The sequence below is a fragment of the Pseudomonas sp. M2(2023) genome (genome assembly GCF_030263955.1).
GTDB classification, from domain to species: domain Bacteria; phylum Pseudomonadota; class Gammaproteobacteria; order Pseudomonadales; family Pseudomonadaceae; genus Aquipseudomonas; species Aquipseudomonas asiatica.
On sequence record NZ_CP127114.1, the window covers coordinates 1,504,615 to 1,520,117 of the forward strand.

Below are 15,503 nucleotides of genomic sequence, written 5' to 3' on the forward strand. Positions count from 1 at the left end.
GCTTTGGAGCACGCGATGAGCATGACCTTTTCCGGCCAGGTAGCCCTGGTCACCGGCGCCGCCGCCGGCATCGGCCGGGCAACCGCCCTGGCTTTTGCCCGGGAGGGCCTGAAGGTGGTGGTGGCCGACCTTGACCCGGCCGGTGGCGAGGCCACTGTGGCGCTGATCCACGCTGCGGGCGGGGAGGCGCTGTTCATTGCCTGCGACGTTACTCGTGAGGCCGAGGTGCGCCAACTGCACGAACGCCTGATCGCCGCCTACGGGCGGCTGGACTATGCCTACAACAACGCTGGTATCGAGATAGAGCAAGGCCGCCTGGCCGAGGGCAGCGAGGCGGAGTTCGATGCCATCATGGGCGTCAACGTGAAGGGTGTTTGGCTGTGCATGAAGTACCAGCTGCCGTTGCTGTTGGCCCAGGGCGGTGGGGCCATCGTCAATACCGCTTCGGTGGCGGGCTTGGGCGCGGCGCCGAAGATGAGCATCTACAGCGCTTCCAAGCACGCGGTGATAGGCCTGACCAAGTCGGCGGCCATCGAATACGCCAAGAAGGGCATCCGGGTGAATGCGGTGTGCCCGGCGGTGATCGACACCGACATGTTCCGCCGCGCCTATGAGGCCGACCCGCGCAAGGCCGAGTTTGCCGCTGCCATGCATCCGGTGGGGCGTATTGGCAAGGTCGAGGAAATTGCCAGCGCCGTGCTGTACCTGTGCAGTGATGGCGCAGCGTTTACCACAGGGCATTGCCTGACGGTGGATGGTGGGGCTACCGCGATCTGAACCGGAACCGCGTGGCCTGCGACGCGGGTAACGCCGTTGCTACGGGGGCGTAGGCGCGTGTGGCTATGTCGCATATGGGCAGGAAGCGCGCGCCCAAGCCCTTATTGTGCCGGCCTGGGCGTGCGCCCGCCTAGGCTCTGTACGAAAAGCCTTGATACTTGTCCATGCTGCGTTGAAAACAGCCTCGGAATGCTCATGTACTCCAGTACACTCCGCTTCCTCGGCTGTTTTCGCCTTGCCTGCCCTGCGTCTCAAGACTTTTCGTACAGAGCCTAGAAGCTGACGCCTACTTTCAGGCCATATTCGTCGCGGGTCTGGTCGTCCGAATCGGTCATCATGAACTGCCCGTCCAGTTCATAATTGTAGCGGCTCATATAAAGCGCGACGAGTATTGGCACGTTGCCTTGCTGATTGAACAGTACGCTAAGTTCGGCAAAGGGGTTGCTGGTATCTTTCAAATCTACATCTTCACTGCTGAGGCCATGTATTTCCAATTGCGCATCGCCATTGATCAACTGGCGCACCCCGGCTTCGAAGCGCAAGGTGGCATTATTGAAACGGTAGTTGTAACCCGCGGCAATCTTGGCGAACGGTGTACGGTTGGTCAGGTCGACGTCATACCGGCGGGTATTGGGTGACAGCCGGTTCCATTTGTAACCGGTACCCAGCAGCAGGTCGACGGAGTGGCGTTCGGCCAGGGCCAGGCGCCAGCCCAGGTCGAGGTCGGCCTGGCCGTCCTTGAGCTTCTGGTCCTGCTTTTTCGAGTACATGCCGCTGGCTTCGGCCTGGTAGATAAGCCCGTCCTTTGCCGTCATCTTGTTGCCGTAGTTAATAAATAGCCCGCCTTCTGGCATATCTTCTGTTTCATTGCCACGCCCGTTCAACTCCAATTGGGTATAACTTCCTTGCAAACCAATGGTTAATAGCGGTGCAGTGGAAGTTTCAGCATGCCCCACCGTTGGTAGCGTAACAAACAGCAACGGGGTGACCACAGCAGCAAGGAGGGCTGTTTTCATGGAAAACTCCAGACGGGCTCTACGTGGCCGAAGGGGTGGGCCAGTTACCTATTACGATAGCGGTGTTTTCAATTTGAATAGTGGCCATTTAATATTTTTTCTTGCTCCAACATTGGCGCAGAATTAATGGCGCCAAATTTATTTTACAAATAGTAATTGGAATAAACTGATAGAAACTTGCTTCCACTTTATTGGCCGTGGTCCGCTCGGGGGGCGCCGTGCTGAACTAAAATTAATGGCTCGCTGCTGGCGCCTGCCGTGGCTGGCAAAAACCGACCTTGATACAGCTAAAAACGACAAGCCATAGCTATTTGACACCATTCTGACGCCAGGCCCTTGTCCATCGGCTGGCAACGTTGCCACCCTTGGCTTTCGGGATAACCTCGCACGCAGAAGGGGAATCGGCATGGGCGCGAGCAAGCACGGTATGCTGGCCAACCTGGGCATGGCCCGCAAACTCGGCCTGGGCTTTGCCTTGGTGCTGGTGCTGACCCTGGCGGTGGCCGGCATTGGCATTGCCGCGCTGCACAGCGTTAGCCAGCGCTTCGACAGCTTGCGCCAGCTGGCCCAGTTCAATACTGACCTGCTGCGCTTGCGCCAGCACGAGCAGGCATTTGCCCTGCGCTCCGACCTGCAGCAGGCCGAGGCCTTGCGCAGCGGCTTGCAGGGTCTGGTCGAACGCGCCCGTGGCCTGCCGGCGCTGGCGGCGGCGGAAACCGACCTGGCAGCCTATGGCCAGGCGTTCGAGGCCTTTGTCGAGGCGGTGCAGGCCAAGGAGCTGGCGCTGGACATGGCCAGTTGGTCGGTGTCCAGCGTGGCCAACAACCTCGACGTACTGCAGGCCGGCCTGGCTGACGACGGCGTGTATACCCTCAAGCAGTCCCAGGGCCAGCAGGGCGGCGCGTTCCTCGAGCAGGCCACGCAGGTGGCGCAGGTGTCGCGGCTGATGCTGCAGGCCATGGACGAAGCGCGGGTACGCCTGGAAAAAAGCCGCAAGGGCGAAGAGGGCGTCAGCCAGGAGCGCATTGCCCAGACCGTCGAAGCCGCCAGCCTGGTCAGCCAGTTGCAGGGCGCTGTCAGCGATGCTGGCTACCAGAGTGTGTTGGGCGAAGTGGCGGGGCACATTGGCAGCTTCTCGGAAAAGCTCAACGAATACACTGACCAGCTAGCCCGCGAGCAGGGCTTGAAGGCGCAGTTGCAGGCCAGTGCCGAGCAAGTCACCAGTCGGGTCGACCAGGCTTACCTGGGGCAGGAGCAGGCCCTGCAGGGCGAATTGCAACGCAATGCCGTGGCCATCGGCCTGGCTACCGCATTGGCGCTGCTGGTAGGTGTGCTGGCCGCCTGGCTGATCACCCGCGCCGTGGTCGGGCCGCTCAAGCATGTGATTGCCCGCGCCCAGCGCATCGCTGCCGGCGAGCTGAGCTTCGACGCCCAGGCACCGCGCCGGGACGAAGTAGGGCAGTTGATGCAGGCCATGCAGCAGATGGCGGCGGGCCTGTCGGGCATTGTCAGCGGTTTGCAGCAGGGCATCGAGCAACTGGCCGGCAATGCGCAGGCGCTGTCGGCGGTGACCGAGCAGACCAACCGCGAGGTGGGCAGCCAGAAGGAAGAGACCGAGCAGGTGGCTACCGCCATGCAGCAAATGACCGCCACCGTGCACGATGTGGCGCGTAATGCCGAGGAGGCGGCCCAGGCGGCCCAGGCTGCGGATGAGAAGGTTGATTCCGGGCAGCAGGTGGTGCGCCAGAGCATGCAGCGCATCGAGCAACTGGCGTCGGCGGCGGAGACGGCCAGCGCCGGTATCGACAGCCTCAGTGCCGAGATCCACACCATTGGCGACGTGCTGGAAGTGATCAAGAGCGTGGCTGAGCAGACCAACCTGTTGGCGCTGAATGCTGCTATCGAAGCCGCCCGCGCGGGTGAGCAGGGGCGTGGTTTTGCCGTGGTCGCTGACGAGGTGCGTGCGCTGGCGCGGCGTACCCGGCAGTCTACCGAGCAGATCGAGACCTTGGTCGCCAGCCTGCGGGGCAATGCCCAGCAGTCGGTGGCGCAGATTCGCGGCAGTACCGAGTTGGTGCGTTTGGCGGTGGCTGATGCACTGCAGACCGAAAGCGCGCTGGGCAGCATTGCGGCGGCGGTTTCATTGATCCAGCAGATGAACCAGCAGATTGCCGCGGCGGCCGAGCAGCAGAGTTCGGTGGCAGAAGAGATCAGCCGCAGCGTCACGCAGATCCGTGGTAGTGCCGATCAGGCGGCGTTGGCGATGCAGGACAATGCCCGGTCGAGTATCGAGCTGGCGCAGTTGGGTTCCGACCTGAAGGGGATGGTGGGGCATTTCAGGTTGTGATCTGGGCCTGGGCTTTGTGTGGCCTGAACGGGCCTCTTCGCGGGTAAACCCGCTCCTACAAGGAATACCGCAGGGCTGAATGTTGTGTGATCTCAGTAGGAGCGGGTTTACCCGCGAAGAGGCCCGTTCAGGCTATAAAAAACTCAGGCTCTGCGCGGGTTGAGAATCATCAGGGCCAGTACCCCCGCCACAATCCCCCAGAACGCCGAACCAATCGAGAACAAGGTCAGCCCCGAAGCGGTAACCATGAAGGTGATCACCGCAGCCTCGCGCTCACGCGCTTCGCTCATGGCCACGGTCAGCCCGTTCATGATCGAGCCGAACAGCGCCAGCGCCGCAATCGACAGCACCAGTTCTTTTGGCAGCGCCGCAAACAGCGCCGCCAAGGTCGCGCCGAACACCCCGGCAATGCCATAGAAAATCCCGCACCACACAGCCGCGGTATAACGCTTGGCCGGGTCTTCATGGGCATGCGGCCCGGTGCAGATCGCCGCGCTGATCGCCGCCAGGTTGACCCCATGCGAACCAAACGGCGCCAGCAGCAGCGAGGCAAAACCGGTGGCCGAGATCAGTGGCGAGGCCGGCACCTGGTAGCCGTCGGCGCGCAGCACGGCCACACCCGGCATGTTCTGCGAGGTCATCGCCACCACGAACAGCGGAATGCCAATGCTGATGGTCGCCGCCAGCGAGAAGCTTGGCGTGGTCCACACCGGCGTGGCCACTTCCAGCCGGAAGCCGCTGAAGTCCAGCAGGCCCAGGGCGCCGGACAGCGCCGTACCCACCAATAGCGCGGCCAGCACGCAGTAACGCGGCGACAGGCGTTTGACCAGCAGGTAGCTGAAGAACATGCCCAGTACCAGCAGGGTGCGATGCTGGGCGGCAACGAAGATTTCGCTGCCGATCTTGAACAGGATACCCGCCAGCAGCGCCGAGGCCAGCGAGGCCGGGATGCGCTTGACCAGGCGCTCGAAACTGCCGGTCAGGCCACAGATCAGCACCAGCACGGCACAGGTGATGTAGGCGCCGATCGCTTCGCCATAGCTGACCCCGCCCAGGCTGGTGATCAGCAAGGCGGCGCCGGGGGTGGACCAGGCCACGGTGATCGGTGTGCGGTAACGCAGCGACAGGCCGATGCTGCACACCGCCATGCCGATCGACAACGCCCAGATCCATGAGGAAATCTGCGCGGTGGTCAGCCCGGCTGCCTGGCCGGCCTGGAACATCAGCACCAGCGAGCTGGTATAGCCGGTGAGCATGGCGATGAAGCCGGCGACCACCGCCGACGGGGAGCTGTCTGCCAGGGGCCGCAGGCGTATGGAAGTGGCATCGGTCATGAACAAAATCCTTGTAAAGGTGTAAGCAGTTTTTTCAGACTACAGCGAGCAAGGTTGATCCTTGCCATACAGCGACCATTGCTTTTAGCCGTACAGTCGCCAACTATTGGGTGCAAATGCAGAACTGCTTGGGAGTGGAGGGGGCGATGTACAAGGTCTACGGCGACTACCAGTCGGGCAACTGTTACAAGGTCAAGCTGATGTTGAGCCTGCTGGGCCGGCCATATGAATGGCACCCGGTGGACATCCTGAAGGGCGAGACCGAAACGCCCGAGTTCCTGGCGATGAACCCCAACGGCAAGGTACCGGTGCTGGAGCTGGAAGACGGCAGCTACCTGTGGGAGTCCAATGCCATTCTCAACTACCTGGCCGACGGCAGCGAGTTCCTGCCCACCGAGCCACGCCTGCGCACCCAGGTGCTGCAGTGGCAGTTCTTCGAGCAGTACAGTCATGAGCCCTACATTGCCGTGGCGCGTTTCATCCAGTTCTACCTGGGGTTGCCGGACGAGCGAGTGGAGGAATACCGCAAGCTGCACAAGGGGGGTTACAAGGCACTGAAGGTGATGGAGCGGCAGTTGCAGATGACGCCGTACCTGGTCGGCGAACAGTATTCGATTGCCGATGTGGCGTTGTATGCCTACACCCATGTGGCGCAGCAGGGTGGGTTCGACCTGGCCGACTACCCGGCAGTGAGGGCCTGGCTGGAGCGGGTCAGCAGCCACCCGCGGCATGTGCCGATGGTGGGCTAGTTTATAGCCTGTGCCGGCCTCTTCGCGGGTAAACCCGCTCCCACAGGGAAATCACAGGGCCTGAGGGTAGCGGAGTACCTGTGGGAGCGGGTTTACCCGCGAAAGGGCCAGTACAGGCCACCTGCAAACGGTCAGGCCGACGCGAACCGCTCATCCAGGTAGGCAATGATCGCCTTGGACTCATACATCCAGGTCACCTTGCCCGCTTCTTCAATACGCAGGCACGGCACTTTCACCCGGCCGCCACCTTCCTGCAGGGCCTGGCGGTGTACTGGGTCGTTCTTGGCATCGCGCAGCGCCACCGGCACGTTCAAACGGTGCAGGGTGCGGCGTGTCTTGACGCAGAACGGGCAGGCGTGGAACTGGTACAGCGCCAGGCCCTTGGCCGCTTGCTCGACGCGAGCCTGGGCGGTGGCGTCGCGTTTGCGCTTGGCCGGGCGGCTGATCCAGTCGCCGAACACGATGAGCTGGCCGAGGCCAACCCGCAGGGCTTTGACGATCATGGGCAACTCCTGAAATGAAAAAGCCGACCCGGCAGGGTCGGCTCGGGGTCAGCAGCCAATCACTTGATCAGGCTGAGGAACTCGCTGCGGGTGGCGGCGTTTTCGCGGAACTCACCCAGCATCACCGAGGTGATCATGGTCGAGTTCTGCTTCTCGACACCGCGCATCATCATGCACATGTGCTTGGCTTCGATGACCACGGCAACGCCGGCGGCACCGGTTACCTGCTGCACGGCCTCGGCAACCTGGCGGCTGAGGTTTTCCTGGATCTGCAGGCGGCGAGCGTACATGTCGACGATGCGCGCCACCTTCGACAGGCCCAGTACCTTGCCCTTGGGCAGGTAGGCCACGTGCGCCTTGCCGATGAACGGCAGCATGTGGTGTTCGCACATCGAATACAGCTCGATGTCCCGGACCAGCACCATTTCGCTGTTGTCAGAGCTGAACAGCGCGTTGTTGGTGACTTCTTCCAGTGTTTGCTCATAACCGCGGCAAAGGTACTTCATCGCCTTTGCAGCCCGCTTGGGCGTGTCGAGCAGGCCCTCACGGGAGACGTCCTCGCCAATCTGGCTGAGGATCTCGGTGTAGTTCTGTTCCAGGGACATGGATCTACCTGTGGGAAAAAATCGCAAAAACGAAGGTTACGGCGGTGAGGGCGGCGCTGCAAGCGCGGCGTTACTCGTCGCGGCCTTCGAGCATGGTTCGTTTGAGCATCACATACACCGCGCCGGTGCCGCCGTGGCGGGCGCTGCACGAGGCAAAACCGAGCACCTGCGGGTGCTGGCGCAGCCAGGTGTTGACGTGGCTCTTGATCATCGGGCGCTTGCCGTCCAGGCGCGCGGCCTTGCCGTGGGTAACCCGCACGCAGCGCACTTCCAGTCTGGTGGCCTCGGCGATGAAATCCCACAGGGTTTCGCGGGCCTTTTCCACGGTCATGCCGTGCAAGTCGAGGCTGCCCTCGAACGGGATCTGCCCCAGCTTCAGCTTGCGCAGCTGGCCTTCCTGTACGCCATCGCGGCGCCACAGCAACTCGTCTTCGGCACCAACGTCGATGACGAACTGGTCGGACATGCCGTCGATCACCAGCGCCTTGTCACTGCGCACGGTCGCCGCCTGACGCAGGCCGGCCAGCTTCTGGCGGTCGGCCTTGGGCTTGCCGACTTCGGCGCGGTCGTGCCTGATCGGTTTGACACCGCGCACTTCGGCCTTGAACAGGGAAAAATCGTCGTCTTGCATGATGCCTCCACGTGGGCGGCGTAGTTTACGCGACTGTGGGGCCTTGTGCAGCCTGTGCCGGCCCTTTCGCGGGTAAACCCGCTCCCACAGGGACCGCGTCAGCAGTGCCTCAATCGTGTTTTTTCATCAGGTGCGGCGACAGGTTCAGTTCCCGCCCGCGGCGCAGGCGAATGCGGCTGCGCCGCCAGAAGCGCACGCCCAGCCACAGCAGCAGCAAACCGGCCACGGTGAGGATGCCGGCCAGTGGTTTGTTGGCATTGAGCTCCGCCAGGGCAGGGTAGTTGCCCAGCAAGCCAGCAACGCCGGCCATCGCCAACAGCACGCCAAGGGTCGCCAGCATGGCCGCCAGGCCGGCCGCCAGGCGGGCACCCCAGTTACGCGGTTCGCGCGGGCGCAGGCGCTTGGCGTCGAAACTGCCTTTGAGCTTCATTCCGCTCTCCTCTGTGGATATCCGGAATTCGACCTGGGGCCGCCCATCGGGTTCCGCCCGGCTGCCGGGCGGTTGTACTCAGCCGCTCAGATCAGGCTGGCGGTGGGGGCCACGCAAGCGAAGTTGTCGGCCATCACGGCCATTTCGCACTGGTGGATCTGCGCGGCCGGGATCACCCTATCCTTGAATGCCAGGTCGCGGGTCGCCGAAGCGTCTTCCACCAGGGTGCAGCGGTAACCATAGTCCTTGGCGCGGCGTACCGTGGTGCTGACGCTGGAGTGGCTCATGAAACCGCAGACGATCAGGTCCAGGTGGCCCAGCGCCTGCAGGGTCTCATGCAGCTGGGTGTTCTTGAATGCATTGGGCATGCGTTTTTCGATGACGATTTCGCCTTCCAGCGGCTCCAGCCCCGGAATGAACTGGCCGGCCGGCCCTTGTGGGTCGAAGCGGCCACCGACAGTGCCCAGGTGGCGAACGTGGATGATCGGACGGCCGCTCTTGCGCGCGGCGTCGAGCAACCTGGCGATGTTGGCCACGGCCTCGTCCATGCCCGACAGCGCCAGGGGCCCGCTGAGGTACTCCTTTTGCGCATCGATGATGATCAGGCTGGCGTGGCTCAGCTTGGCCGGCGGGTAGTCGCGGCCAGTGAGGCGAAACATCGTGGTTGGAACGGACATCAAGGGCTCCTTGGATAGGGCTTTTGTATACCTATTCTCCCCTGCCTTGGCGCCAATGGGAATGGTTGACAACGCAAGCGGCATGGTTACTGGCTTGTGGCTAGCCATTGGGTAAGGCAAAGGAACAAATGTGCGGGTGGGGCTGTTAGACTTTTGTCCGGTCTGAATTAGGAGTACCCCGTGATCACATCCCGCCTGCGCACGCTGCGCGACTACATCCGCTGGGCGGTCAGCCGCTTCCACGAGCACGACCTGTTCTTCGGCCACGGTGCCGACAATGCCTGGGACGAGGCCCGCCTGCTGGTACTGGGGGCGGTGCACCTGCCGTGGGAGGTGGCCGACAGCTACCTGGACTGCATGCTCGAGGACGACGAGCGGGTACGCCTGCAGCACCTGCTCAAGCGCCGTATCGAAGAACGCGTGCCGGCCGCCTACCTGTTGGGCGAAGCCTGGTTCTGCGGCATGTCGTTCATCGTCGACGAGCGCGTGCTGGTGCCGCGTTCGCCGATTGGCGAGCTGATCGAGAAACGCTTCGAGCCGTGGCTGGCGAGCGAGCCGGCGCGCATTCTCGACCTGTGCACCGGTTCTGGCTGCATCGGCATCGTTGCCGCCGACGTGTTCCCCGAGGCCGAGGTAGTGCTGGCCGACCTGTCGTTCGAAGCGCTCGAAGTGGCCAACCAGAACATCGAACGCCACGGCCTGGACGGGCGCGTGTACACCGTGCAGGGCGACGGTTTTGGTGGTTTGCCGGGGCAGCGTTTCGATCTGATCCTGTCCAACCCGCCGTATGTCGATGCCGAAGACTTCGACGACATGCCGGCCGAGTACCACCACGAGCCCGAGTTGGGCCTGGCCTGCGGCAACGATGGCCTGGACCTGGTGCGGCGCATGCTGGCCGAGGCGGCAGACCACTTGACCGACAAGGGCTTGCTGATTGTCGAGGTGGGCAACAGCCAGGTGCATGTCGAGGCGCTATACCCCGAGGTGGACTTTGCCTGGCTGGAGTTCGAGCGCGGTGGGCACGGGGTGTTCATGCTGACCGCCGAGCAGTGCCGCCAGCATCAGGAACTGTTCAAGGCCCGGGTCTGATTCCAGGGCCTCTTCGCGGGTAAACCCGCTCCCACAGGTATAGCGTTGCCCTCAGGTGCGACGCGGACCCTGTGGGAGCGGGTTTACCCGCGAATTAGGCGACGCGGTGTCAGCGCGTGGCAATCCAGATCAGCAACCCCGCCTGGAACACCGCAAACGCCACCAGACAGGTAATGGTAAAGCGCAACCCGCTGTCTTCACGCTGGTACTTGGCAACCCGTTCATCTCGCTCACGCAGTTGCCCTTCCTTCTCCTGCAACTGCTGGTCAGCCTGCTGCAGCAGGCCGGCAGCGTCCAGTATCCCCACTCGCTGCAAGCGCTCGCTGTTCCACGCCCCCTTGAGCTCGCCCACCGTCATTTCCACGGTACGGCCCTTCAGATGCTGGCTATCCTCGTACTCCACCTCGATACCCATCCCGCGCAGGCAGTGGTCACGGCGCAGGCGTGAGTCTTCGTTCAGCGCATCCTTGCTCGGCAGCGCCATGCCCTCGATCCGGTAGTGCGACCACTTGCGCTGCAGCCATTGCGCGGCCTGGGCCAGCAGGAAGCGGCCGATGCCACGGTTCAGCGGCTCCAGTTGCAGGCCATGTTCATTGCCAATGCGCACCAGGCGCGCGGAGTGGTCGACGCGAATGTCCAGGCGGTTCTGTTCCTTGTGCACCTTCTGCCCGGGCAGCTGGATTTCCATGCGCAGCAGGCTGTGGGCCTTGTCGTGGCGTTCGGCATAGCCGAACTGCACGAAGCGCAGGGGCCGCGCGCCGGTGTTGCGGTCGGTGGGCAGGGCGGCCAGGCGCAACAGCTGGAAGTGTTCGGCGGCCAGCTCGGCCCAGGGCAGGGCAGGGCTTTCCTCGGGCTCTTCGGCTGGCTCTACGGCGGCGGGGGCGGTTGTCATCAGGGCTTGTCCTCAAGTGCGTGCCGGCTGCAAGAGGGGGCACTGCGTGCCCCTTTCGCGACGCAAGGCCGCTCCCACAGGGACGGCGCCGAGCCTGAACCTGGCACTGTCCCTTTGGGAGCGGCCTTGCGTCGCGATGGGCCGCGCCGCGGCCCCAATCTTCGCCGTTACTCCCTTTATCGGCCGTACCGTCCAAGACCTGAGGGTCAGGCAGAAGGCAAATGCTGGATAAACGTCACAATCTGCTCGCCCAGCTCCCTTGCCAGCGGCAACCCAGGGTTGAGGTAGCTGTCGCGCTGCTGGCTCATTGCCTTGGGGCTGATGCGCAGCATGTGGTTCATGCCATCGATCAGCACCAGTTGTGCATCCGGCTTGGCCGCCTTCAGTCGTTCGGCGTCGATCACGCCTACCTGCACGTCGTTGCGCCCCTGCACGATCAGCGCGGGCATGGGCAGGCGGGCGAAGGCCGCCGCTGGGTCTTGCTGGAACAGCGAAATCAGGTAGGGCTGCACGCTGGGGCGGAACACCTGACGCAGCGGCGCCGGTACCTCCAGGCTGGTCTGCCCGGCCTGCAGGCGGTCGAGCAGGGCGCTGCCGCCGGCCAGTTGTGCCGGCGGCAGGCGCTGTGCCAGCTGTTCGCGCAGCACGTCGGCCAGCGGTCGGCCGCTGCCAGCCAGGGTAATCACCGCGCTGGCGCCGGCCTGCTCGGCGGCCAGGCTGGCGATCAGCGCGCCTTCGCTGTGGCCGATCAGGATCAACGGGCCGAAGCGCGGGTCGGCCTTGAGCTTGCGGCTCCAGGCGACCACGTCGGCTACATAGCGCTCCACGCTCAGGTCACGCTCGTCGGGCGTGGCCGGCTGGCTGGCGGCCACCCCGCGCTTGTCGTAGCGCACGCTGGCGATGTGTTCGTTGGCCAGCAGCAGGGCCAGGCGCTTGAGGTTGTCGACCCGGCCTGACGCCGGGTTGTTGCCGTCTCGGTCGGTGGGGCCGGAGCCGGCGATGATCAGCACCACCGGTGGCGGGGTTGGCTGTTGCGGCAGCAGCAGGCTGCCGTGCAGCACGCCCTGGCCGGTGTCGAGGTCGATCGGGCGTTGTAGCACGGTGGGGGCGGCGGCCTGGGCCAGGCCGGTGCACAGCAGGAAGAAGAGGGCGACGAGGCGCGACATCATTCGGTACTACATGGGGAGATGAGGGTTTGACCCAGTGTTTGCGGGAAGGTTCGAAGGGGAGGTTGCCTGTACTGGCCTCTTCGCGGGTAAACCCGCTCCCACAGGTACAGCACAATTTTCGCATCTTGTGATGACCCTGTAGGAGCGGGTTTACCCGCGAAGAGGCCAGCACAGGCGATCAATCCATCTGTATACTGCCGCTTTCGTTCACTTCAGGCAGATCTCGCGGAGCGTCCATGTCCGGCAATACCTACGGCAAGCTGTTCACTGTCACCACCGCTGGCGAGAGCCATGGCCCGGCGTTGGTCGCCATTGTCGATGGATGCCCACCGGGCCTGGAGATTTCTCTCGACGACCTGCAGCACGACCTTGACCGGCGCAAGCCCGGCACCAGCCGGCACACCACCCAGCGCCAGGAAGCCGACGAGGTGGAAATCCTCTCCGGCGTGTTCGAAGGCCGCACCACCGGCTGCTCGATCGGCCTGCTGATTCGCAACACCGACCAGAAGTCCAAGGACTACTCGGCGATCAAGGACCTGTTCCGCCCGGCCCACGCCGACTACACCTACCACCACAAGTACGGCGTTCGCGACTACCGCGGCGGTGGCCGCAGCTCGGCGCGCGAAACCGCCATGCGCGTGGCCGCCGGTGCCATCGCCAAGAAATACCTGGCCACCCAAGGCATCACCGTGCGCGGCTACATGAGCCAGCTGGGCCCGATCGAAATCCCGTTCCAGACCTGGGAGTCGGTGGAGCAGAACGCCTTCTTCAGCCCTGACCCGAGCAAAGTGCCGGAGCTGGAGGCCTACATGGACCAGCTGCGCCGTGACCAGGACTCGGTGGGTGCCAAGATCACCGTGGTCGCCGAAGGCGTCATGCCGGGCCTGGGCGAGCCTATCTTCGACCGCCTCGATGCCGAACTGGCCCACGCGCTGATGAGCATCAACGCGGTCAAGGGCGTGGAAATCGGCGCCGGCTTCGCCAGTGTGGCCCAGCGCGGCACCGAGCACCGTGACGAACTGACCCCGGAAGGCTTCCTCAGCAACAACGCTGGCGGCATCCTCGGCGGTATTTCCTCGGGCCAGCCGATCGTTGCTCACCTGGCGCTGAAGCCGACCTCCAGCATCACTACCCCGGGCCGCTCCATCGACATCGACGGCAACCCGGTGGACGTCATCACCAAAGGCCGCCACGACCCGTGCGTGGGCATCCGCGCCACGCCGATCGCCGAGGCGATGATGGCCATCGTGCTGATGGACCACCTGCTGCGCCACCGCGCGCAGAATGCCGATGTGAAGGTGAATACCCCGGTGCTGGGCCAGCTCTGATTCGCCAGTACCGGCCTCTTCGCGGGTAAACCCGCTCCCACAGGAATATCACTGGGCCTGAGGGCAGTGGGGTACTTGTGGGAGCGGGTTTACCCGCGAAGAGGCCGGTACAGGTCCCCACAAGGCCACCCCATGCAACCAATCCCCTCCCACAGGAATATCACTGGGCCTGAGGGCGGTGAGGTACCTGTGGGAGCGGGTTTACCCGCGAAGAGGCCGGCACAGGTCCCCACAAGGTCACCCCATGCAACCAATCCCCTACTGGCGCCTGTCCAGCTTCTACCTGTTCTACTTCGCCCTGCTCGGCTCCACCGCCCCGTTCCTGGCGCTGTACTTCGACCACCTGGGCTTCTCTCCGGCACGCATCGGCGAGCTGGTGGCCATACCCATGCTCATGCGCTGCATCGCCCCCAACCTGTGGGGCTGGCTGGGTGATCGCACCGGCCAGCGCCTGCTGATCGTGCGGCTGGGCGCATTGTCGACCCTGGCCACCTTCGCCCTGATCTTCCTTGGCAAAAGCTACGCCTGGCTGGCGCTGGTCATGGCCCTGCACGCGTTCTTCTGGCATGCGGTGCTGCCGCAGTTCGAGGTCATCACCCTGGCCCACCTGCACGGGCAAACCGCGCGCTACAGCCAGGTGCGCCTGTGGGGCTCGATCGGCTTCATACTCACCGTGGTCGGCCTGGGCCGGCTGTTCGAGTGGCTGAGCCTGGACATCTACCCGGTGGCGCTGGTCACGATCATGGCCGGCATCGTCGCCGCCAGCCTGTGGGTGCCCAATGCCCAGCCGGTGGAGCAGGGCGAGCGCAGTGGCGCGGGCGGCTTCCTGCAGCAACTGCGGGCGCCGGGGGTGGTCGCGTTCTACGCCTGCGTGGCACTGATGCAGCTCAGCCATGGGCCGTACTACACCTTCCTCACCCTGCACCTGGAGCACTTGGGCTATGCCCGGGGTGCCATCGGTCTGCTGTGGGCACTCGGGGTGGTGGCCGAAGTACTGGTGTTCATGGCCATGAGCCGTATCTTCGCGCGCTTTTCGGTGCAGCGGGTGCTGCTGGCCAGCTTCGTGCTGGCGGCGCTGCGCTGGCTGTTGCTGGGCAACCTGGCCGGCGAGCCGGCGGTGCTGGTGTTTGCCCAAGTGTTGCACGCGGCCACCTTCGGCTGCTTCCATGCCGCCAGCATCGCTTTCGTGCAGGCCAGCTTCGGCGCCCGCCAGCAGGGCCAGGGCCAGGCGCTGTATGCGGCGCTGTCGGGCACTGGCGGTGCGCTGGGGGCATTGTATTCGGGTTACAGCTGGAAACTGCTGGGACCCACCTTCACCTTTGGTATGGCCAGTGCCGCAGCCTTGGCTGCAGCCGTTATCATTGCCCTTTGTTCGCAACCGACCAGGACCCGCCCCTGATGAGCATTCTCAGCGTTTTCCACCCCTCCAGCCCGGAACTGCCGAACAAGGTGTTGACCCACCACGACGATATCGTTGCCACTCTGGCCGAGCAGGGCGTGCGCTTTGCCCATGCCGAGCATGGCCTGCGTGTGCGCCCTGGCACCGCCCAGGAGGAGGTACTGGAGGCCTGTCGCGAGCACCTTGACCAGTTGATGACGGCGCATGGCAGCAAGGCTTTCGTGTTACTCAACCGTGAGGGTGAGGCCCCTGCGCAGGTGGACGTTCGCGATGAGCATGTGCATGACGCCGACGAGGTGTTTGCCGTGGTCAGCGGGCGGGCTCAGGTTGGCCTGCGTGCGGGGGATTGGGTGTATTCGGTGCTGTGCGAGAAGGGCGACCAGCTGGTGCTCCCGGCGGGGACTCGGCGCTGGGTCGAGCTGGGCGATACACCGTTTTGCTTGGCGTTGCGGTTGTACAGCAGCGAGGAAGGGATGCAGCCGAGGTTTACCGGGGATGTGACTGCGCGGGCGTTTCTGGGCATCGACGAACTGTAATGGCTTTACCGGCCTCTTCCC

The 15,503-nt window shown here is 64.0% G+C and carries 16 protein-coding genes and 1 pseudogene; 8 read left to right on the plus strand and 9 right to left on the minus strand.

Annotated elements, in window-relative coordinates; genetic code table 11:
• Positions 1-15 precede the first annotated feature (15 nt).
• Complete coding sequence (locus QN085_RS06945) at positions 16-777, plus strand: SDR family oxidoreductase (protein ID WP_103444820.1); 762 nt, start codon at positions 16-18, stop codon at positions 775-777.
• A 272-nt stretch (positions 778-1,049) separates the two neighbouring features.
• Here the strand turns inward: QN085_RS06945 and QN085_RS06950 are convergent, their stop codons facing one another.
• Entirely contained in the window at positions 1,050-1,793 is a 744-nt protein-coding gene (locus QN085_RS06950) for a hypothetical protein (protein WP_280045075.1), read from the minus strand.
• 958 nt (positions 1,794-2,751) lie between these two features.
• Here QN085_RS06950 and QN085_RS25930 point away from each other — a divergent pair.
• Both QN085_RS25930 and QN085_RS25935 read left to right on the plus strand, forming a co-directional pair.
• Positions 2,752-3,231: pseudogene (locus QN085_RS25930) on the plus strand (methyl-accepting chemotaxis protein); the annotation flags it as partial.
• Positions 3,232-3,435: 204 nt separating this feature from the next.
• Positions 3,436-4,140 carry a methyl-accepting chemotaxis protein gene (locus QN085_RS25935; RefSeq protein WP_410479880.1) on the plus strand — a complete coding sequence of 235 codons (705 nt, stop codon included), beginning with the start codon at positions 3,436-3,438 and terminating at the stop codon, positions 4,138-4,140.
• 143 nt (positions 4,141-4,283) lie between these two features.
• Here the strand turns inward: QN085_RS25935 and QN085_RS06960 are convergent, their stop codons facing one another.
• Positions 4,284-5,474 (minus strand): benzoate/H(+) symporter BenE family transporter, encoded by a 1,191-nt coding sequence (locus QN085_RS06960; RefSeq protein WP_044046915.1) that lies wholly within the window; start codon positions 5,472-5,474, stop codon positions 4,284-4,286.
• A gap of 146 nt (positions 5,475-5,620) precedes the next feature.
• Here QN085_RS06960 and QN085_RS06965 point away from each other — a divergent pair, with 146 nt between their 5' ends.
• Positions 5,621-6,223 carry a glutathione S-transferase family protein gene (locus tag QN085_RS06965; protein ID WP_013971500.1) on the plus strand — a complete coding sequence of 201 codons (603 nt, stop codon included), beginning with the start codon at positions 5,621-5,623 and terminating at the stop codon, positions 6,221-6,223.
• A 131-nt stretch (positions 6,224-6,354) separates the two neighbouring features.
• Here the strand turns inward: QN085_RS06965 and QN085_RS06970 are convergent, their stop codons facing one another.
• The 5 genes from QN085_RS06970 to QN085_RS06990 form a co-directional block, all read right to left on the minus strand.
• Positions 6,355-6,726, minus strand: coding sequence for a glutaredoxin family protein (locus QN085_RS06970; protein ID WP_013971501.1), 372 nt, complete (start codon positions 6,724-6,726; stop codon positions 6,355-6,357).
• Between the two features lie 59 nt (positions 6,727-6,785).
• Positions 6,786-7,331 (minus strand): GTP cyclohydrolase I FolE, encoded by a 546-nt coding sequence (gene folE, locus QN085_RS06975; protein ID WP_013971502.1) that lies wholly within the window; start codon positions 7,329-7,331, stop codon positions 6,786-6,788.
• A 70-nt stretch (positions 7,332-7,401) separates the two neighbouring features.
• The gene (locus QN085_RS06980; RefSeq protein ID WP_013971503.1) at positions 7,402-7,962 is read right to left on the minus strand and encodes a Smr/MutS family protein; all 561 of its coding nucleotides are present in this window, start codon (positions 7,960-7,962) and stop codon (positions 7,402-7,404) included.
• Positions 7,963-8,071: 109 nt separating this feature from the next.
• Positions 8,072-8,392, minus strand: a complete 321-nt coding sequence (locus tag QN085_RS06985) for a hypothetical protein (RefSeq protein WP_013971504.1) — start codon at positions 8,390-8,392, stop codon at positions 8,072-8,074.
• An 86-nt stretch (positions 8,393-8,478) separates the two neighbouring features.
• Entirely contained in the window at positions 8,479-9,069 is a 591-nt protein-coding gene (locus QN085_RS06990) for a cysteine hydrolase family protein (RefSeq protein ID WP_015269349.1), read from the minus strand.
• Between the two features lie 180 nt (positions 9,070-9,249).
• Between QN085_RS06990 and prmB the strand changes: the two genes are divergently transcribed.
• A complete protein-coding gene (gene prmB, locus QN085_RS06995) occupies positions 9,250-10,158 on the plus strand; it encodes a 50S ribosomal protein L3 N(5)-glutamine methyltransferase (protein WP_015269350.1) in 909 nt (302 codons plus the stop codon).
• 109 nt (positions 10,159-10,267) lie between these two features.
• Here the strand turns inward: prmB and QN085_RS07000 are convergent, their stop codons facing one another.
• Positions 10,268-11,050: a hypothetical protein gene (locus QN085_RS07000; protein WP_013971507.1), complete on the minus strand. Its 783-nt coding sequence runs from the start codon at positions 11,048-11,050 to the stop codon at positions 10,268-10,270.
• 206 nt (positions 11,051-11,256) lie between these two features.
• Complete coding sequence (locus QN085_RS07005) at positions 11,257-12,219, minus strand: alpha/beta hydrolase (RefSeq protein WP_013971508.1); 963 nt, start codon at positions 12,217-12,219, stop codon at positions 11,257-11,259.
• A 236-nt stretch (positions 12,220-12,455) separates the two neighbouring features.
• On the opposite strand from QN085_RS07005, the gene aroC reads away from it, so the two are divergent.
• From aroC to QN085_RS07020, 3 genes are all read left to right on the plus strand, one after another.
• On the plus strand, positions 12,456-13,547 hold the full coding sequence (gene aroC / locus QN085_RS07010; protein ID WP_003260967.1) for a chorismate synthase: 1,092 nt from the start codon (positions 12,456-12,458) through the stop codon (positions 13,545-13,547).
• 244 nt (positions 13,548-13,791) lie between these two features.
• On the plus strand, positions 13,792-14,946 hold the full coding sequence (locus QN085_RS07015; protein ID WP_015269353.1) for an MFS transporter: 1,155 nt from the start codon (positions 13,792-13,794) through the stop codon (positions 14,944-14,946).
• The gene (locus tag QN085_RS07020) at positions 14,946-15,482 is read left to right on the plus strand and encodes an oxidase (protein ID WP_024086505.1); all 537 of its coding nucleotides are present in this window, start codon (positions 14,946-14,948) and stop codon (positions 15,480-15,482) included. The genes QN085_RS07015 and QN085_RS07020 overlap by 1 nt, the downstream gene beginning before the upstream one ends.
• The last annotated feature ends 21 nt before the right edge of the window (positions 15,483-15,503 follow it).